This is a genomic window from Senegalimassilia faecalis, assembly GCF_004135645.1.
In the GTDB taxonomy this organism is placed as follows: Bacteria; Actinomycetota; Coriobacteriia; order Coriobacteriales; family Eggerthellaceae; genus Senegalimassilia; species Senegalimassilia faecalis.
Genome location: NZ_SDPW01000001.1, coordinates 2,456,949 through 2,475,688 on the forward strand (window position 1 = coordinate 2,456,949; position 18,740 = coordinate 2,475,688).

14 protein-coding genes are annotated in these 18,740 nt (G+C 64.0%); 13 read left to right on the top strand and 1 reads right to left on the bottom strand.

The genetic code is table 11. The features are described 5' to 3' along the window. The first annotated feature begins 466 nt into the window (after positions 1–466). From thrH to ET524_RS10225, 4 genes are all read left to right on the top strand, one after another. Positions 467–1,072, top strand: a complete 606-nt coding sequence (thrH, locus tag ET524_RS10210; RefSeq protein WP_201738782.1) for a bifunctional phosphoserine phosphatase/homoserine phosphotransferase ThrH — start codon at positions 467–469, stop codon at positions 1,070–1,072. A 396-nt stretch (positions 1,073–1,468) separates the two neighbouring features. Next, positions 1,469–3,349: an NAD(P)-binding protein gene (locus ET524_RS10215; protein WP_129425556.1), complete on the top strand. Its 1,881-nt coding sequence runs from the start codon at positions 1,469–1,471 to the stop codon at positions 3,347–3,349. Then, on the top strand, positions 3,342–6,053 hold the full coding sequence (gene fdhF, locus ET524_RS10220; protein WP_129425558.1) for a formate dehydrogenase subunit alpha: 2,712 nt from the start codon (positions 3,342–3,344) through the stop codon (positions 6,051–6,053). Before ET524_RS10215 ends, fdhF begins: the two co-directional genes overlap by 8 nt. 393 nt (positions 6,054–6,446) lie before the next feature. After that, complete coding sequence (locus ET524_RS10225; protein WP_129425560.1) at positions 6,447–7,802, top strand: ATP-binding protein; 1,356 nt, start codon at positions 6,447–6,449, stop codon at positions 7,800–7,802. 240 nt (positions 7,803–8,042) lie between these two features. Here the strand turns inward: ET524_RS10225 and ET524_RS12005 are convergent, their stop codons facing one another. After that, the gene (locus ET524_RS12005) at positions 8,043–9,092 is read right to left on the bottom strand and encodes a helix-turn-helix transcriptional regulator (protein WP_236648306.1); all 1,050 of its coding nucleotides are present in this window, start codon (positions 9,090–9,092) and stop codon (positions 8,043–8,045) included. 263 nt (positions 9,093–9,355) lie between these two features. On the opposite strand from ET524_RS12005, the gene ET524_RS10235 reads away from it, so the two are divergent. The 9 genes from ET524_RS10235 (at position 9,356) to ddr (ending at position 18,710) form a co-directional block, all read left to right on the top strand. Beyond that, positions 9,356–10,324 (top strand): ABC transporter ATP-binding protein, encoded by a 969-nt coding sequence (locus tag ET524_RS10235; RefSeq protein WP_129425562.1) that lies wholly within the window; start codon positions 9,356–9,358, stop codon positions 10,322–10,324. A gap of 9 nt (positions 10,325–10,333) precedes the next feature. Beyond that, entirely contained in the window at positions 10,334–11,563 is a 1,230-nt protein-coding gene (locus ET524_RS10240; protein WP_129425564.1) for an ABC transporter permease, read from the top strand. Continuing rightward, entirely contained in the window at positions 11,550–12,740 is a 1,191-nt protein-coding gene (locus tag ET524_RS10245; RefSeq protein WP_129425566.1) for an ABC transporter permease, read from the top strand. The genes ET524_RS10240 and ET524_RS10245 overlap by 14 nt, the downstream gene beginning before the upstream one ends. Positions 12,741–12,945: 205 nt before the next feature. After that, positions 12,946–13,716: a LuxR C-terminal-related transcriptional regulator gene (locus tag ET524_RS10250; protein WP_129425568.1), complete on the top strand. Its 771-nt coding sequence runs from the start codon at positions 12,946–12,948 to the stop codon at positions 13,714–13,716. A gap of 302 nt (positions 13,717–14,018) precedes the next feature. Then, positions 14,019–14,489 (top strand): dihydrodaizein racemase (ifcA), encoded by a 471-nt coding sequence (ddrc, locus tag ET524_RS10255; RefSeq protein ID WP_201738867.1) that lies wholly within the window; start codon positions 14,019–14,021, stop codon positions 14,487–14,489. A 20-nt stretch (positions 14,490–14,509) separates the two neighbouring features. Beyond that, positions 14,510–15,232, top strand: a complete 723-nt coding sequence (locus tag ET524_RS10260) for an electron transfer flavoprotein subunit beta/FixA family protein (RefSeq protein WP_129425572.1) — start codon at positions 14,510–14,512, stop codon at positions 15,230–15,232. Then, positions 15,233–16,147, top strand: a complete 915-nt coding sequence (locus ET524_RS10265; RefSeq protein ID WP_129425574.1) for an electron transfer flavoprotein subunit alpha/FixB family protein — start codon at positions 15,233–15,235, stop codon at positions 16,145–16,147. A 106-nt stretch (positions 16,148–16,253) separates the two neighbouring features. Continuing rightward, a complete protein-coding gene (gene tdr / locus ET524_RS10270) occupies positions 16,254–17,717 on the top strand; it encodes a tetrahydrodaidzein reductase (protein ID WP_129425576.1) in 1,464 nt (487 codons plus the stop codon). Positions 17,718–17,846: 129 nt separating this feature from the next. After that, positions 17,847–18,710, top strand: a complete 864-nt coding sequence (gene ddr / locus ET524_RS10275) for a dihydrodaidzein reductase (protein ID WP_129425578.1) — start codon at positions 17,847–17,849, stop codon at positions 18,708–18,710. The last annotated feature ends 30 nt before the right edge of the window (positions 18,711–18,740 follow it).

Consider the following 18,740-nt stretch of genomic DNA (forward strand, 5'->3'; position numbering starts at 1 on the left):
ACTGAATTACTGAGCGTTGTTAACGACTGAGCGGCAAATGCGGCAGAAGCAAAAAAGAATAATACTTACATTTTAGGAAGAAGGGAGACACGAGATGGTTGAGTGTCCATTTTGTAAAGACGACAGTCGATATGCGACGGATAAGTTTAAGCCTAAATGCAGTATTACGGGAAGGCTTGTGAACGAGAGTACCTTTCGCTATTGCTGCAGTAGCTACAGAGGTCACAAGGAATGCTCTGCTTATAAGAGCAAATACAAATAGTGCTAGCTGAGTGAACAAGGGGTGATGCGAACATTGGCTTGCATCACCCCTTGTTATTTACCCGCAATTGTCACTCATTCGCTACCGTTTCCCGGTCGCTGGTGGCCTTGGCCGATGTGCGGGGCGCGCTGCGGTTGCGCGGCCGTATGCTTGTGCGCATGAGAGATTCGCGAAAGCGTATGGTTGCGTGAAAGGATGCGCGGTATGGGAATGAACGTTGTGTGCCTGGACCTGGAAGGTGTGCTAGCGCCCGAGATTTGGGTTGCGTTTGCGGAAGCGGCCGGCGTGCCCGATTTGATGCGCACCACGCGCGACGAGCCTGATTACGACAAGCTTATGCAGTTCCGCCTTGACGTGCTGCGTCGCAACGGCCTGGGCCTGCCGCAGATCCAGGAAGTTATTGCCGGTATCGACCCGGTGCCCGGCGCGAAGGAGTTCCTGGACGATCTGCGCGCCACCACGCAGGTGATCATCATCAGCGACACGTTCGAGCAGTTCGCCCAGCCCATCATGGAGAAGCTCGGCTGGCCCACCATCTTCTGCAACACGTTGGAAGTTGCCGACGACGGCACCATCACCGGCTATAAGATGCGTTGCGACCAGACGAAGCTGACCACGGTGCGCGCGCTGCATTCGTGCGGGTTCGACACCATCGCTTCGGGCGATAGCTACAACGACTTAGGGATGATCAAGGCGTCGAAGGCGGGCTTCTTGTTCCGCAGCACCACGGCCATCAAGATCGAGCATCCGGAAATTCCGGCGTACGAAACGTTTGAGGACCTGTCGTGCGCCATCAAAGCGGCGCTGTAGCGGGTTGTGCCGCGCTGCGTTGCCGGAAGGCGGCGTGCGACGGGTGCGCGCCCAGGCGGCGGGCCTGTTTGACGAGACGGGCTTGCGGCTGCCGGGCGGGCGGATGCCGTGGCTGCGGCGCTGGCCTGCGAAGGTTGCAAGCTGGCTTGGTTGATGCAGTTTGCGAAGGCCGACTCCGACGACCGGCTTCGCGAGCTTGCACGCGGTCGCCCGCTTTCCGCGTGAAGCCCTTGTGGTTTGTGCGGGCGGTTAACAAAGCTGAAACGCAGAACGGCAAGCGGTGCAATAAGCTACTGCACAGGTATCAAAAACTCCACGATGAACAGGCGAGGCGGCGTTCGCGCTGCCTCGCTTAAGCACTACGGCCTGCGTGAGCAGGCGAAACGGGGGGAAACTATGACGAGATTGTCCATTGCGCCCGCCTCGGCGGACGATGCCCGCATCGGCGGGTTCCTGGACCGGCAGAAACGCCGCGTCGACGCCATGCCGCCGGGCATGTGCCCGCTGGCGCAGCAGCTGACGCTGCTGGAAGAGGGCGCGCTGCAAACGTGCGGCAAGTGCGTGCCGTGCCGCGACGGCCTGCCGCAGCTGGCCGCCATGCTGCGCCATCTGGTGGATTGCCAGGCCGACGCCGCCGAGGTCGAGCGCATGCGCTCGCTGGCCGAGATGGTGCGCGATACGTCCGACTGCGCCATCGGCTACGAGGCTGCCGGCGCGCTGCTGGAAGGTCTTGACACCTTCGCCGCCGAAGTGGAAAGCCATGTCAGCAAGCATGCGTGCCAGCGCAGCGTGGGCCAGTCGGTGCCGTGCGAGACGTTCTGCCCGGCGCACGTGAACGTGCCCGCGTATATCGCGCTGGTGGCGGCGGGCGACAACGCCGGCGCCGTGCAGATGATTCGCAAGGACAACCCGTTCCCCACCGCATGCGGCCTGGTGTGCGAGCACCCCTGCGAGAAGCGCTGCCGTCGCACGCTTATCGATGCGCCGCTGAACATCCGCGGCATCAAGGAGTACGCGTGCGAACATGCGCGCGCCGACCAGGTGCCCGTGCCTGAGCGCCAGCCCTCCACCGGCCGCCGCGTGGCGGTTGTGGGCGGCGGCCCCTCCGGCATGACCTGCGCATACTTCGCCGCGCTCATGGGTCACGATGTCGACGTGTTCGAAAGCCGCAAGCAGCTTGGCGGCATGATGCGCTACGGCATCCCGGCGTACCGCTTTCCGCGCGAGCGCCTAGACGAGGACATCCGCGGCATCTTGGCCGTGGGCGGCATCACCGTGCATACCGAAAGCCCCGTTGACGCCGCGCGCATGGCGCAGCTGTCCGCGGAATACGATGCCGTGTACGTGGCCATCGGCGCGCAGACGGGCAAGGGCCTGCGCATCGACGGCACGGATGCCGAAGGCGTGTTTTCCGCTGTTGACCTGCTGGGACGCATCGGCGACGGTGACTACCCCGATTTCACGGGCAAGAAGGTGGCCGTCATCGGCGGCGGCAACGTGGCCATGGACTGCTGCCGCACGGCCGTGCGCGCCGGCGCCGAAGAGGTGTCGGTGGTGTACCGTCGCCGCATCGCGGACATGACGGCGCTGCCGGCCGAAATCGAGTCGGCCATCGCTGAGGGCGTGGAGATGATCACGCTGCAGGCGCCGGCTGCTATCGAGACCGACGAACAGGGCCGCTGCACCGCGCTGCTGACGAATCCGCAGATGATCGGCCCCGTGAAGCGCGGCCGTCCCGCGCCCATCGCGGCCGACAAGCCGCAGATGCGCATTTCGGCCGACATCGTGCTGATTGCCGTGGGCCAGAACATCGTGTCCGCGCCGTTCGAGGAGTTCGGCATGGCTGCCGAATGGGGCGAGTTCAAGGCTGACGCGCAGCTGCATGCGCAGATGGACGCCGACAAGCTGGCCGAACGCGGCGCCGACGTCGCCACCGGGGCCAACGTGTTCGTGGGCGGCGACTGCCAGACGGGCCCGGCCACGGTCATCAAGGCCATTGCGGCCGGCAAGGTTGCCGCACGCAACATCGACGACATGCTCGGGTTCAACCACACGCTCGACTGCGGCGTTTCCGCGCCCGCTCCCGCGCCGAACGACCGCGCGGCATACGGTCGCGTCGAGGTGCTCGAGCGCCCGGCGCGCGAGCGCAAGCACGATTTCGAAGGCGTTGAAGTGCCCATGAGCACGGAAGAGGCCATGCAGGAGTGCGGGCGCTGCCTGCGCTGCGACCATTTCGGTGCCGGTGCCTGCGAAGGGGGGCGCATTCAGTATGCTTAACATCACCATTGATGGTCGTTCGCTTGAGGCGCGCGAAGGCCAGACCATCCTGGAAGTTGCTCGTGAGGCCGGCATCCATATCCCCACGTTGTGCTATTTGGCGGAGCGCAGCGCCATCGGCAGCTGCCGTGTGTGCGTGGTTGACGTGGAGGGCCAGGCGGCCCCCATGCCCGCGTGCACCACGCCCGTTGTGGACGGCATGCAGGTGCAAACGGACAGCGAGCGCGTGCAGAAGCATCGCCGCATGGCTGTTGACCTGCTGCTTTCCAACCACGGGCTCGACTCCACCAACTTCTGCTTTAGCTGCGGGAAAAACGGCGCGTGCGAGCTGCAGGCCGTGGCGCGCGAGGTGGGCGTGACGGAGACCACGTTCCCCGTCGAGCAGCGTCGCAAGCCGGTGCTGGACTCCAACCCGTTCTTGCGCTTCGACCCCAACCTGTGCATCGCGTGCCAGCGCTGCGTGGGCGCGTGCAACAACGCGGCGGGCAACCACGTGCTGCAAACGGCCAAGCGCGGCGTGCGCACCACCATCCGCGCGCCGTTCGGCCCGAGCTGGGATCGCACCATCTGCGAAAGCTGCGGCAACTGCGCCCAGGCGTGCCCGACGGGCGCCCTGGTGGAGAAGCGCCGCGCGGGCTATCGCGAGTGGGAAGTGGAGAAGGTGCTGACCACGTGTCCGCACTGCGCCACCGGCTGCCAGTATTACCTGGTGGTGAAGGACGGCAAGATCGTGGACACCGAGGCTGCCGACGGTCCGTCGAACCACGGCCTGCTGTGCGTGAAGGGTCGCAGCGGCAGCTTCGACTTCGTGCATTCCCCCGAGCGCCTGACGCACCCGCTCGTGCGCAACTCGGAAACGGGCGAGCTTGAGCAGGCCACGTGGGACGAGGCGCTTGACCTGGTGGCAAGCCGCATGGGCGCGCTGCGCGACCAGTTCGGCGGCCAGGCGCTTGCGGCGTTCGCGTGCGCGCGTTCGGCCAACGAGGACATCTACATGCTGCAGAAGATGGCCCGTACCGCCTTCAAGACGAACAACGTGGACAACTGCGCGCGCGTGTGCCACGGCCCGTCGGTTGCCGGCTTGGCGCAGACGCTCGGTTCTGGCGCCATGACGAACCCCATCACCGACATCGCGGAAAACGCCGAGGTCATCATGCTGGTGGGTAGCAACCCCGAAGAGGCGCACCCTGTCATCGGCATGCAGTTGCGCAAGGCCGTCGAGCGCGGCACGAAGCTCATCGTGGTGGACCCGCGCGACATTGGTCTGGCGCGCAAGGCCGACATCCACCTGAAGCTGAACCCCGGCACGAACGTGGCATTCGCCAACGGCATGGCCCGCGAGCTCATTCACGCCGGCCTGATCGACCAGGCGTTCATCGACGAGCGCTCCGAGGGTTTCGCCGATTTCGCGGCCATGGTGGAGAAATACACGCCTGAGTTCGTGGCCGAAACCTGCGGCATCGACGCGCGCGACCTGGTGGCCGCCGCGCACACGTATGGGCAGGCCGGGGCTGCGGCCATCGTGTACTGCCTGGGCGTCACCGAGCACACGGGCGGCACCGAGGGCGTCATGTCGCTGTCGAACCTGGCCATGATCACCGGCAACTTCGGCAAGCCCGGCTGCGGCGTCAACCCGCTGCGCGGTCAGAACAACGTGCAGGGCGCGTGCGACATGGGTGCGACCCCCGGCGATTTCCCCGGCTACCAGAAGCAGGCGAACCCCGAGGTCGTGGCGCGATTCGAGCAGCATTGGGGCGTGGAGATCCCGAAGTGGAAGGGCACGTACGCCACGGATTGCTTCCCGAAGATGATTTCGGGCGACATCAAGGGGCTGTTCATCTTCGGCGAGGACCCGGTGCGCACCGATCCGGATACGGCGCACGTCATCCGCGCGCTGAAGTCGCTGGACTTCCTGGTGGTGGACGACCTGTTCCTCACGGAAACGGCGAAGTACGCCGACGTGGTGCTGCCCGGCCGCAGCTACGCGGAGAAGGAAGGCACGTTCTCGAACACCGAGCGCCGCGTGCAGCGCATCCGCGCTGCGGTGACCATCCCCGGCGAGACGCGCTTGGACACCGACATCTTCATCGACCTGATGAACCGCATGGGGTATGCGCAGCCGCAGCTGACCAGCGCCCAGATCATGGACGAGATTGCCGAGCTGACGCCGAGCTTCCACGGCATCTCGCACGAGCGTTTGGACTCGGCCGAGGTTGCGGGCGCGGGCCTGCAGTGGCCGTGCAAGGGGCCGGACCATCCCGGCACGCCCATCATGCACGTGGGCCAGTTCACCCGCGGCAAGGGCGCGTTCTCGCTGGCCGAGTACATCCCGGCTGCCGAGCTGCCCGATGCGGACTACCCGCTGATGCTGACGACGGGCCGCGTGCTGGCGCAGTACAACGCGTGCGCCATGACGGACAAGACGCCGGGCCTCAACGAGATTTCCGGCAGCTCGTTCATCGAGATGAACTGCGAAGATGCCGCCGCGCTGGGTGTGGCCGACGGCGACCGCGTGCGCGTGAGCAGCCGCCGCGGCTCCATCGAGTCGACGGCGCACGTGTCGGGCAAGACGAACCCCGGCCAGACGTGGATGCCGTTCCATTTCCAGGACGGCAACGCCAACTGGCTGACGAACGCTGCGCTCGACCGCATCTGCTCGACGCCGGAGTACAAAGTGTGCGCCGTGCGCGTGGAGAAGGCGTAAGCGCGAGGGCGTTGCAGGTAGGCGCGAGCTGACAAGTCGAGGGCCGCATCGGGAGTTCCCGATGCGGCCCTTTTTGCGCGCCGGTTGTCGCTAACGTGTTCGAGTCGGGGAAGACCTCGCAGGTCAACTTCGTAGCGTCGAGCGCAAGCTCGTCACTTATTGGAAAGCGCGAAGCACGCCAGATTGTAATCGCCGCTGTGCGGCGGGAGAAATGGACACGCATCTTTGGACGCTGCTGCAAGAAGCTAGCTTTCGCTTCGTGCTATTCCTCGATTTGTGCGGTTTCTAGCCTTTTCTATCTTTCGATTTATGCAGAATTTGGCCATTGTTATTTCCCGATTTTTGCAATAATAGGGCTATCCTATTTCCTGATTTGTGCGGTTGAGGAGACGAATGCTGCAGCGTAAGGTAACAAAAAGGCTGGTCAAATGGAAAAATGAATCCAGCAAGGCACTGTTGGTGACCGGTGCTCGACAAATTGGGAAAAGCTATGCCATTCGCGAATTCGGGAAATCGAGCTATTCCTGCTATTTCGAGGTGAACTTGCTGCTTGATAAGGCGGCGAAAAGCGCGCTTGCCAGCGCCGAAAGCGCCGTGGACTTCATTAACCGCATTGCGCTGCTGTCGGATGTGCCCTTGGTGGAAGGCGACACGCTCGTTTTCGTCGATGAGATTCAGGAGCATCCGGACATCGTCGCGCTTATGAAGGCGCTTGTCGAGGACGGTCGTTATTCGTTCGTGTTCTCCGGCTCCATGCTGGGCACTGAGTTTAAGGGCATCTCTTCGTTTCCCGTGGGATACGTCGAGCAGATTGTCATGCGGCCGATGGACTTCGAGGAGTTCTGCTGGGCCGTGGGCGTCGAGCAGCGGTTTCTCGACCAGATTCGCGAATGCTTGCGCGAGCGGTGCGCTGTCGACGGGTACCTGCACGACATCATGATGCGCAACTATCGGGCGTACATGGTTGCCGGCGGCATGCCCGAGGTGGTACAGCGGTATGTGGACACGGGCTACTCGCTGGCTGAAACGCGGACGTTGCAGGCATCGTTGGTGCAGCAATACGCGCAGGACATCGGCAAGTATGCGGGCACTCGTGCGTTCGAGGTTCGCGCTATCTTCGACCAGATTCCCTTGCAACTTGAGGGCGACCTGCATCGATTCAAGCTGGCGTCGCTGAAGAAGGCGGCGCGCATGGAGTCGTTCCATCACGATTTTTTGTGGCTGGTAAATGCGGGCGTGGGGCTGCAGGTGCTGCAGACTACCGAGGCGCGCTGCCCGCTGAAACGAATGGAGCAGGCTTCGCGGTTCAAGCTGTATGAGTCGGACACGGGCATGCTGGTGTCGCGGTATCCTCTAGCTACGGCGCGGTCGATTTACCTGGACATGAAGGATCCGAATCTGGGCGGCGTGTACGAAAACGTGGTGGCGCAGGAGCTTGCCGCGCAGGGCGTTGACCTGTGGTATTACCAGTCGGGAACGGCAGGTGAAGTGGACTTTCTTATGGAGGGTAAAAGCGGCAACGTCATTCCGATTGAGGTGAAGTCGGGCAAGAAAGTGCGGGCGCATGCGGCGCTTGACCACCTGATGGGCATTCGCGATTACAAGCTGAAGGAAGCGTTCGTGCTGTCGCGCAACAACCTGTCGCAAGAGGGCGCTATCACGTATGCGCCGCTGTACATGACGTTTTGCCTGAGCGAGCTAAAGGAGCAGGACGCAGGCGACTTCACGTTCGCCCCCGCCCTGCCGTAAGTGGGGGTTGACGTGCAGTTCGTGACGGGGATGGTGGCACTGGTGGCGCGGCGTTGGCTGTGCAAAAGTCGCTCATGTATGTGATTTGCTGGCTTAGGCTGTGGTAGCACCTGAGGTCGAAAGCTTCTGACCAGGCAAAACGTAACCGGAATTGATGTGTCTAGTGTGCTTGTTGCGGTTAAATCACATACATGAGCGATTTTTTTGCGTAAAGGCTTGCCGGGTTGTCGGCGTGTATCCCTAGTTTTCCCTGCTTTTCCAGAAGGTGACGGCTATTTGGGTGCGGTTTTTGAGGGACATTTTCGACAGGATGTTGCTGATGTTGTTGCGGACGGTGCCTTCGCTGAGGTAGGCCTCGGCGGCTATCTCGCGGTTGTCCAGGCCTTCGGCCACTAGGCGGGCAACTTCCCATTCGCGTTCGGTAAGGCAAGCGAAGGCGGCGGGCCGTGGCGGGGTGGCGAGGACTTGGTCGGCGGCGTCGGCGAAGAGGCCTGCTGCGTCAGCGCGCGAGCTTGCGGCGCCGCTGGCGCTTGGGGTGGCTATGCGGCTGTTGCCGGGGCTAGTTGCGATAATGCCGGCGTTTAGGTTTGCGATGCGGTGTTTGCTGGGGCTTGCCGCGCTGGCGTCGTTTGGCGCGTGGCTGCCATCCTGCCCCGCGAAGCATTCGGCGTTCGGCGCGCGTCTGCCGTTCGGACTTGCGAGGCGTTCGACGTTTGAGCGTGCCGCGCGGCCAGCTGATTCGCTTTCGAGCTCTTCGAGCGCTTCGGTAAGGTTGCGGTTTTTGCTGCGCAGGGTGATGGCCTGCGATTTTAACGCGTCGCGCGTGCGGTAAGCGACGCGCTGCCGTGCTTCGGCGCTGCTGGTGCGGGCAGAAAGCGCCGCGGCCGCCGCGGTTATGCAGGCCAGCATGATGGTGGCAACGGGCGGAAGCGCTTGGCGAGCAACGCAGGCCGTAAGGGCGGCCAAAGCAAGAAGGCCCGCGGCGCGCGAGGCATCGGGTCGGAATACGCAGCGCATGAAATCGTAAGCCGCAAGGGGAATGAAGGCGGCGGCCTGGCCGCACGCCAGCGCGGCCAGGCAATACGCGCTGGGCGCAAGGACGTTGAAGGACGGGCGGGCCAGCTCGAACACGGCGCTGCACCCGAGCGCGGCCAGCATGCTGAGGGCAAGCGCCAGGGTTTGCGCGCCCGCCGCGGCGGGGTTTTGCGCCGCTTCGCTTTCGGCAAGCGCGCAGCCGCAAACGGCTAGGCAGCATGCTGCAACGATGGCTTTGTCCAGAAATCTATCCATGCCGGCCATACTAGCAGACGCGGTTGCCGTTGTTGGCGGGCGCAAAGGCGCCTGGGCAGATGTGGCGCGCAATTCAGGCTGATCACCAGGCATTTCGCAGATTCGTGACAAAAGTCACTAGTTTGTTAACGGCGAATACTGCATGATGGCGTCATGTGAAAACGTTCTGTTGGACCTGCATCGGCACCATGCGCTGGAATGGGACAAAGGGACTGTCCCTTTGTCCCATTTCTTGTCAGGTTCCTCGGAGAAAGGTGACCGAAATGGAAACGGCGAACGTGTCGCGGCCGGTGGTGTCGGTGGTGGATTTGGTGAAGCGCTATGGCGATGTGCTGGCGCTGGACCACTTCAACTTGAGCATCGACAAAGGCGAGATATTCGGGCTTCTGGGACCGAACGGCTGCGGTAAAACCACGGCCATGAACTGCATGCTGCAGCTGCTCACCTACGACAAGGGTGACATCCGCCTGTTTGGCGAACCTATGTTGCCGACGCGTTACGACCTGAAGCGCCGCATCGGCGTGGTGCCGCAGCAGGTGGCAGTTTTCGACGAGCTGACCGTGGCTGAAAACGTCGACTGCTTCTGCGCGCTGTACGTTCCCGACAAAAAGCGCCGTCGCGCGCTGGTGGACGAGGCCATCGAGTTCGTGGGCCTGGAAGATTACCGCCGCATGCGTCCGGGCAAGCTGTCGGGCGGCTTGCTGCGCAGGCTGAACATCGCGTGCGGCATCGCGCACAAGCCCGAGCTCATCTTCTTCGACGAACCCACCGTGGCCGTGGACCCGCAAAGCCGCAACTCCATCCTGGACGGTATCGTGCGGCTGCGCGACGAGGGCGCCACCGTGGTCTACACCAGCCATTACATGGAGGAAGTCGAGCAAATCTGCACGCGCATCATGATCATGGACGGCGGGCGCATTCTGGCGCAGGGCACCAACGACGAGCTGAAGCGCGGCATTGCCGTGGGCGAGAAGATTGTGGTGGAGCTGCCCGGCGCACCGGATGCACGCGGCCAGGCGGCTGCCAGCGCGGTTCGCGCGCTGCCACACGTCATCGGCTGCGAATTCGCGAATGGCCAGCTCAGCGCCACATGCGAGGCCAGCGAGCGGAACCTGCTGGACGTGCTGGGCGCACTGAAGGCCGCGCGCGTGGCCGTGGGCCGCGTCTACTCCGAGCCGCCCACGCTTAACGACGTGTTCCTGGAAATCACCGGCCGCGAGCTGCGCGACTAAGGGGGCGTCATGAAAGCGCTGTTCTTCCATACCGTTCGCATGCTGGTGCGTCAACGCGACGTGCTGGTGTGGGTTATCGCGTTTCCGCTGGTGCTGGCGACACTGTTCCACGTGATGTTCGCGAACTTCGACGAATACTACCGTGCCGATTCCGTAAGCTGCGCGGTGGTGGCCGACGAGAACTATCACGCCACGCGCGCCACGTTCTTCCGCGAGATGCTGGCGCAGGTGTCGGCCGAAGGCGACGACCAACTGCTGGACGTGCGTGAGGTGGCGAATGCCGATGCGGCCCGCGACCTGGTGCTTTCCGGCGATGCGGCCGCGGCGATTACGGTGGACGGTGAAGGGCTGCCGTCCATGAACGTCTCGCCGCTTGCCTCCGACACGCTTGACCAGAGTATCGTGCGCGCGGTGCTCGACTGCTATCGGCAGCTGTATGCGGAAATGAAGCAGGTGTTCCTGGCACAGGCGGGTGCGGCCGACCTGCAGGCCCCGCCGACCGATGCGCAGCTGGAGGCGTTTGCGCAAACGCCCGGCGCTGACCAGGCGGTTCAGGCATTCATGGCCGACGCGGTGGGCACGCAGCAGGTCGACGTGCTGCGCGTGGCGTCAAGCGGCACCGTGCGCTACTACTATGCGCTCATGGGCTTCGCGGCGCTCATGTCCGTCACGGTGGCCATCCACTCGGTCTCGGCGGTGCGCGCGAACACGTCGGCAGTGGGCGCGCGCCGGCAGGTGTCGGGGACTTCCGTCACGCGCCAGCTGGCCGTTTCCATGGCTGCCAGCTTCGCGGTGGTGTTCGCATGCCTGCTTTTGGCTTTCGCATACATGCGGCTGGTGCTGGGCGTGGAATTCGGCGGTCGCGACGGGCTGGCGGTGGTGGCCATCGCGGCTTGCGCGCTTATGTCGGTGGGCTTCGGCGCGGTGCTTGGCGCGCTGCCGGGCATGCCCGTTGCGGGCAAGGTGGGCCTGGCTACGGGCATCACCTGCCTGTGCGCCCTGTTCGCGGGCCTGTACGGTGAGCCGGCCATGCAGTTGGCGGACCAGATTTCGCAAACCGCGCCGTGGGCGGCGCTGATCAACCCGGCGGCGCAGGCGGCCAACGCGTTCTACGACCTGACGTACTACGACTCGCTCGCGCCGTTCTTCAGTACGGTGGGCGTGCTGGTTGCCATGGCTGCCGTGTTCTTCGTGGCGGCGGCGCTGCTGATGAGGGGGCACAACTATGAACGTCTTTAAGCTTGCGTTGAAAGTGGCCGCGCGCCATTGGAATTACTTGCTCATATATATGGTTGCGCTGGGGGCCATGTCGCTTTTGGGCTCGGGCGCCATCGAGGTTGCGCCGCAAGGCGAGTTCAAGGCCGACTCCCCGAAGGTGGCGGTGATCGACCGCGACGGGACCGATGTGTCGGCGGCGCTTGCCGCGTTCGCCTTGAAGGATGCCGAAGAGGTGCACGTGGACGATAGCACGTTCGGGCTGCAGGACGCGTCGGCGAAAGACCTGGCCAGCTACGTGTTGATTATCCCCGAGGGGTTTCAGGCCGACTTGCTTGCCGCCGCGCGCACGGGCGGGGACGCTCCCGAACTGCAAACGGTGATCAGCTACCAGGGCGCTCGCGGGTCGCTGGTCGACCAGCGCGTGAGGGGGTTCGCGCAGTCGCTGTACGGCTTCGCGGCAAGCGATGCGACGGCGTTGGCGGCCGACGTTGCGCGCAACGCGGATAAGGCGTGCGCGAACGAGACGCCGGTGGGATTTCTTGCGGTGGATTCGCAGGGCCTTTCGGCGAAGTACGTGAACTACGCGGCGTTTTCGGCATATGCGCTGTTCGCGGCATCGTCGATCTTCATTGCCGTGGGGCTGTCGTCGCTGCGGCGCGGCGCGTTGCGGCGACGCTTGGTGCTGGGCCCCGTGCCAAGCGGGCGCTACGGCTTGCAGGTGGGGTTGGCGTGCGCGCTGTTCTCGGTGGCCATCTGGGCCGTAATCGCTGCGGCAGGGCTGGTGGTGTTCAACCCGCTTGGGCAGGGCGCGCCGCTTGCCGCCGTGTGTGTGGTGCTTGCCGCGCAGCTGGGGTTTGCCCTGGTGGGAGGCGCAGCGGGCTTCCTTATATGGCAGCTTGGCGCCAGCGACACCATGGCCAACGGCGCGGGCAATATCTTCGGCCTGGTGTGCAGCTTCTTCAGCGGCGCCTGGATTCCGCTTTCGGTGATGGGCGAAAGCACGCGTCTGGCCGCGGCGTTCACCCCGTTTTACTGGGCCACCGATGCCATGACGCAAGTGTCGGAAGCCGCCGATATCACGGCGAGCTTGGCGCTGCAAGCGTTCGGCGAAGTGGGCGTGACGTTCGCATGGGCCGCCGTCATAGCGCTCGTGGCCGTAGCCCTCGGCCGCGCACGCCTGCGCGAGAGCGGCGCGTAGGTGCACTTTGCCGGGTGGCAGGCGCGCTGGATGGATGCAAGCTCGCGAACCGCGAAAAAGAAATGCTCGTCTATTTTACGTTTGCAAGAGTATCGAGCAATGCACTTTCGCCGACGGCGAAAGTGCGCAAACCTCAATATTGACGAATAGAACAGCGTGGTATTATCAGCATGAAATAATTAGGCGGCTATTTGAGGGGTGAGCCATGCCTTCCTACAAGAACGATTCCGTTCACGGTTCTGGGTATTTGGACCCTGCTTCGAAAGACTTGCTGGATGTCCATATGTCCATGAGGGAAGAACCCGATTTGGGAGCAGACCCGATTCGTGTTGTTATCGCAGATCAGGACCATATCTTCATTGAGGGCGTAGCGTCCCTCCTGAAGGAATGGGAGGAATTCGAGCTTGTGGGCAAGGCGTTCTCCCTCGAGGAGGCCTACGAGCTGTGCTCGCGCGAAAAGCCCGCTTTCATCATGATGGGGGTCACATTCAGAGGGGAAAGCTGCGCCCCGACGGTGAAAAGGCTCTGCGACGCCGACTCGCAGCTGCGCGTCATGGTCGTCGCATCGATGGGGGAGAGCGGCTTCGTGCTCGATGCGCTGCGGGCGGGCGCGCGCGGCTTCGGCTTCCGCGACGAGATGAGCGCCGACAGGCTCCGTTCGCTTTTATGGGCGCAGGCGTGCGGCGACATAGCGTTCTCCGGCTCGCTTGGAACCGTCCTTCAGGGCGCGCTGCTCAACGGCAGGCCTACCGATGCCTCCGATTCCGTCGAGTCCTCGTACTTCGACTCCCTCGACGACCGCGAGACGAAGGTCCTCGCCCTTCTCGAGGAGGGGCTTTCCAACGAAGAGATCAGCCAGCGCCTGTTCCTGAGCGTGTCCACGGTGAAGAAGGCCATCAACGGCATCATCCAGAAGCTGCATGTGAGCAATCGGGTGCAAGCCGCCGTCGTTTCCGCGCGCTACAATCGCGGGTAACTCTCGGCAGCGCATCACCTCGGCATATCCATTACCACCGCCGCGCCGCGGAGCGCGCAAAAAAGGGGCCCTCGGGCCCCTTTTTTGCGCTTCGGCAAGGGAACCGCCCTCAATGAGCCAGAGGGATGCCGTCAAGGGGTCTTTCGGCTCGCTTTGCGGCGCCGATAGGCTCGGCTTTTGCATTCTTCCGACACTCGGACGATACCCACGATACCCGCTCTTCCTTCCACAATGAAACCACAGGCGCAGACCGCAAAACAAGATACGGATGTGCAGGAGCTTTCTAGAAGGAGACAGAAATGATCAAGGCGCAACTGAATCGCATCGCACTTCGTGCCGCCGACGCGGACAAGGCCGTTGAAGACCTCGGCAAGCTGCTTGGCGTTACGTTCTACGGACCCTATGACGATGAGCATATGGGCCTGCGCGTCGCGCTCCCGAAATCCGGCGGCATCGAAGTGATGGCCCCCATGCATGACCACGACGCCATCGGCGCGTATCAGAAGCTGCAGGAAGTCGGCGAGGGTGTCAGCGGAATCGCCGTGCGCGTAGAGAACTTCGACGAGGCCAAGGAGCACTTCGCCTCCATGGGCCTGAAGCCCGCCGTCGAGTTCAACCACGGCAAGTTCCGCGAGATGATCTTCCCGCCGCAGCCCGCTACCCACGGCCTTGAAATCGCCGTCAACGAGTTCCCGGACGCAAACGGCGGCGCCATCCAGGTTGCTTTGGACATGGGCGCCGACTGGACCGACGTGTGCGACTGGAGCAAATAGCAAGCGAAAGTAGGACGAACATGACATGTGTTGCAGTTTTTAAGTGGGCCATGAACCCCAAGGACGAGCGCCTTGGGGTCGACGGCTCCATCAAGTGGGCGGCCAACCGTCCCGAAGTGGGCGACGATGACCACGCGGCCATCCAGGTCGCCCAGGACGCGAACCCCGGCGAGCCCGCCGTCGGCGTCACGATGGCAAGCGGCGAGATGGCGTTCGGCGCCGCTCGCGGCATCGAGAACACCATCGCCATCGAGGGGCTCGACGCCCTCGCCCAGCCGACCGAGATCGCGGCGGCGCTGGCCTCCGCGATCAAGGGCATCGAGGGCGTGACGGCCGTCGCCATCGGCGACTGCGCGTGGCAGCCCATGGTCCCGAGCCTTCTGGCAGCGAACCTTGGCTGGCCGTGCATCCTTGCCGTCGACGCGGTGAGGCCCGAAGGCGACGGGCTGGTCGTGACGCGCCGCTTCGGCTCGGGCACCCAGGACATCGCCGTGTCCGGCCCCGTGGTCATGGCGGTGGCGGCACGCCGCGAGGAGGAGAACAAGCCCGGCATGCGCGCGATTCTCACGGCCCGCAAGAAGCCCGTTGAAAAAGTGAATGCCCAGGCTGACAACGCCTCCGTGTTCGAGGTCTCCGGCGTGCACGAGCCTGAAGCGCGCGCTTCGAAGATCTTCGACGGGTCAGATCCAGAGGCGGCGGTCGCCCAGTTGGTTTCCGCGCTTCAGTCCGAGGGGGTGCTGTAGATGAGCAAGGTTTGGATTCTCGTAGCCGACGACATGAGCGCGGCAAGCGTTGCGGGCATTGCGGAGAAGTCCGGCTGTTCCGTGGACGCGCTGGTTTTCGGAGATGCGAGCCGCGCAGAGGCGGTGGCCGGGCTCGGCGTCGGGTCCGTCTCCCTGTATGAGACCGAAGAGACCCTGGCCGAGTCGATGGCCTCGGCTATCGCGCAGCGCGCCGTCAAGGAGCTTCCCGCCGCGGTCGTCCTCTCCGACAACGCGACGGCTCGAGCCATCGCGGGCGCTGTGGCCGTGGAGCTCAACGCTGCCGTTGCCACCAACGTGACCTCCGTGAAGGTGGAGGCCGGCAAGACCGTCGTCGAGCAGCTGGCCGCGGAAGGCGAGGCTGTGCGCGTGCTCGAGGTGACCGGATCGGTCGTCTGCGTGATCGCCGACGGCGGGGAAGAGGCCGAGCAGAGCGCTCCCGTCGCCGTGGAAACCGTCTCCGCAGAGCAGGCGCACGATATGAAGGTCGTCGCGACCAATGTGGACGCAGGCGGTTCGAACGGCCTGGCGACGGCCGAGAAGGTCGTCGGCGTTGGCCTGGGCATCGGCGAGAAGGAGAACCTCTCCCTGGTCGACGACCTCGCAGACGCCCTTGGTGCCGAGGTGGCCTGCACCCTTCCGCTTTGCGACAACTATCACTGGTTCGAGCACAACCGCGTCGTCGGCACGTCCACCCAGAAGATATCCCCCCGCTTGTACATGTGCTTCGGTTCCTCGGGCGCTCCTCAGCATATGACGGGCGTGCGCAGCTCGAAGGTGATCGTCGCGGTGAACAACGACCCCGAGGCCCCCGTGTTCCGCGAGTGCGCTTACGGCATCGTGGGCGATGCGAAGAAGATCCTTCCCGTGCTGACCGAGGCTGTCCGAAAGGCCTAGCAGACGCGTGCCCCGCGGGCGTCTGCCCGCGGGGCGATATTCGGCGAAAACCGCCGCTTCGTCGGTTCGGGGCGGCGGAGGCAGTCACTTTCAAAGGAGGAAAGATATGGCTGAGTTCGATGTTGAGTACGACCTGGTCGTCGTCGGCGGCGGCGCATCCGGCAAGTCCGCGGCCTTGATCGCGGCTCGCGCCGGCAAGAGCGTCGTCGTTCTCGAGAAGATGCCCGAGACGGGCGGCCTGTCCATGTACGCCGAGGGGACCGCGGCGTTCGAGTCTTCCATTCAGAAGGAACTCGGTACCCCCCGTCTGAGCAAGTACCATTTCCCCACGAAGCAAGAGGGCGTGGAGAAGTTCATGGGATACAGCCACCAGCGCGCGAGCTACGACGTGGTGCGCGCCTTCGTGGAGAATTCCGCTGAGACCATCGACATCTACCGCGAGCTGGGCGTCGTCTACAAGACCTGCGACATCGCCGCAGAGGACGATCCCAGCGAGGTCTGGACCTTCCACCTGCCCGAGGGCCTCGGCGCCCACTGCCAGGAGGTTCTGCTCGACGCCATCCAGAAGCTCGACGTGGACATCTTCACCTCCACGCCCGCCAAGGAGCTGATCATCGAGGACGGCAAGGTCGTCGGCGTCGTGGCCGAGTCCGACGGAGAGCCGCTGCGCGTCGGCGGCAAGGCCGTCATCCTCGCGACCGGCGGCATGGGCTCGAACCCCGACCGCATCTTCAAGTACAGCTGGTTCGCCCCCGCTGCCTACAACATGAACGTTCTGACCCCGCTGCAGAATATGGGCGACGGCCTTGATCTGGCCCTGTCCGCAGGCGCAGATGACACGACCATCACCACCTGCCCGATTTTGGCGGCTGGCGGCCGTGACATGACCATGGATTCCCAGGTCGGCGGCGCAGGCGTCAACCCCGGCGTGTGGATCAACAAGTCCGGCAAGCGCTTCTGCGCCGAATCCGTCGCCGAGAACATCGGCGACATCGGCACCTACTACGGCAAGCAGCCCGGCGGCATCGTGTGGTCCATCCTCTCCCAGGCCGACATCGACCGCCTGGTCAACGAGGGCTCCGAAATCGCCATCGGCGAGTTCGTCGTGTACCACAAGCCCATGGAGCGCCTACCCATCGAGCTCAATGCGCACCTGGAGTCCGGCCTGGTCAAGAAGGCCGACTGCTTCGAAGAGCTGGCTGAGATGATGGACGTTCCTGCTGGCGCCTTCGTAGACACCATGAACGCCTACAACGAGGCGTGCGAGAAGGGCTACGACGATGCCTTCATGAAGAAGCCCGAGTACCTGCGTGCCGAGACTCAGGCCCCCTTCTACGCCATCCCCTTGGCAACGGGCACCATGGGCTCTGCCGGTGGCATCAGGATCAACGGCAACATGCAGGTCATCGATTCCGACGCGAACCCCATCCCCGGCCTGTACGCTGTGGGCCTGGATGCCACCGGCCTGTACGGCGACTCCTACAACATGGAGGTTCCCGGCGCCGCTAACGGCTTCGCCCACACCTCCGGCCGCATTGCGGCACGCCACGCCCTCTCCACGATGGAGTAACACTCTCCATCTTCCTCTTCGGCGCCGGGGCCTCTCCCTTTCCAATCCTCATGGCCCCGACGCCCTTTCCCCAGTGATACAGCCGCTTATTGCTTGCGGCTCAAACAGCGATAGAGAAAGGAATCTACCATGGCACAGGAAGTCAAATGCCCCAAGATGCCCGGAGCGCCCGTCTTCGGCAAGTGGATCAGCCCCGAGGAGTCGATCGGCCAGCGCCTCAAGGGCAAGAAGATCATTCTCACCGGCACCACTAAGGGCGTCGGCAAGGTCACCCAAGAGCTGCTGTGCGCCCACGGCGCCTTCGTCTGCGGCTCCGGCCGTACCCCCGGCGTGGCCGCTTCCGTGGCCGACGAGCTGAAGGCCAAGGGCTACCAGGCCGCCGGCATGGACGTCGACCTGTCCGACTACGAGGCCGTGAAGAAGTGGGTGCAGGAGTGCGCCGAGCTCATGGGCGGTATCGACGTCGTCATCAACAACGCCTCCCACCCGGGCATGGCCCCCTTCGAGGAGATGACCCCCGAGATCTGGAACTACGGCATCAAGAACGAGCTCGACCTGGTCTACAACGTGTGCAACTGCGCTTGGCCGTACCTGAAGGAAGCCGAGGGCGGCGCTTCCATCATCATCACCTCCTCCACCGTCGGCCTCCAGGGCACCAACTCCCCGCAGGCCTGCCACGCCGCCGCCAAGGGCGCATGCCTGTCCCTGGCCCGCCAGCTGGCAGCTGAAGGCGGCCCCTTCGGCATCCGCTGCAACTCCGTCACCCCCGGCCTGGTGTGGACCGAGGCCATGGCCAACATCCCGAAGGAAATGGCATCCGGCCTGGTCGGTGCGCAGACCACCCAGCAGGCTATCGACCCCATGGACATCGCCTACGCTTACCTCTTCCTGGCCTCCGATGAGGCTCGCCAGATCACCGCAGCGAACCTTCCCGTCGACGGCGGCTGCGCCGGCGCTGTGACCGGCGGCATGCAGGGCGAGATCGAAGGCTAATCGGTCCCTGACCGCACGACTGAGGCTAAC

What these genes read in the sequence shown, in the direction of transcription:
- thrH (WP_201738782.1), top strand. Translation starts at nt 467, where the DNA reads ATGGGAATGAACGTTGTGTGCCTGGACCTGGAAGGTGTGCTAGCGCCC.
- ET524_RS10215 (WP_129425556.1), top strand. Translation starts at nt 1,469, where the DNA reads ATGACGAGATTGTCCATTGCGCCCGCCTCGGCGGACGATGCCCGCATC.
- fdhF (WP_129425558.1), top strand. Translation starts at nt 3,342, where the DNA reads ATGCTTAACATCACCATTGATGGTCGTTCGCTTGAGGCGCGCGAAGGC.
- ET524_RS10225 (WP_129425560.1), top strand. Translation starts at nt 6,447, where the DNA reads ATGCTGCAGCGTAAGGTAACAAAAAGGCTGGTCAAATGGAAAAATGAA.
- ET524_RS12005 (WP_236648306.1), bottom strand. Translation starts at nt 9,092, where the DNA reads ATGGATAGATTTCTGGACAAAGCCATCGTTGCAGCATGCTGCCTAGCC.
- ET524_RS10235 (WP_129425562.1), top strand. Translation starts at nt 9,356, where the DNA reads ATGGAAACGGCGAACGTGTCGCGGCCGGTGGTGTCGGTGGTGGATTTG.
- ET524_RS10240 (WP_129425564.1), top strand. Translation starts at nt 10,334, where the DNA reads ATGAAAGCGCTGTTCTTCCATACCGTTCGCATGCTGGTGCGTCAACGC.
- ET524_RS10245 (WP_129425566.1), top strand. Translation starts at nt 11,550, where the DNA reads ATGAACGTCTTTAAGCTTGCGTTGAAAGTGGCCGCGCGCCATTGGAAT.
- ET524_RS10250 (WP_129425568.1), top strand. Translation starts at nt 12,946, where the DNA reads ATGCCTTCCTACAAGAACGATTCCGTTCACGGTTCTGGGTATTTGGAC.
- ET524_RS10260 (WP_129425572.1), top strand. Translation starts at nt 14,510, where the DNA reads ATGACATGTGTTGCAGTTTTTAAGTGGGCCATGAACCCCAAGGACGAG.
- ET524_RS10265 (WP_129425574.1), top strand. Translation starts at nt 15,233, where the DNA reads ATGAGCAAGGTTTGGATTCTCGTAGCCGACGACATGAGCGCGGCAAGC.
- tdr (WP_129425576.1), top strand. Translation starts at nt 16,254, where the DNA reads ATGGCTGAGTTCGATGTTGAGTACGACCTGGTCGTCGTCGGCGGCGGC.
- ddr (WP_129425578.1), top strand. Translation starts at nt 17,847, where the DNA reads ATGGCACAGGAAGTCAAATGCCCCAAGATGCCCGGAGCGCCCGTCTTC.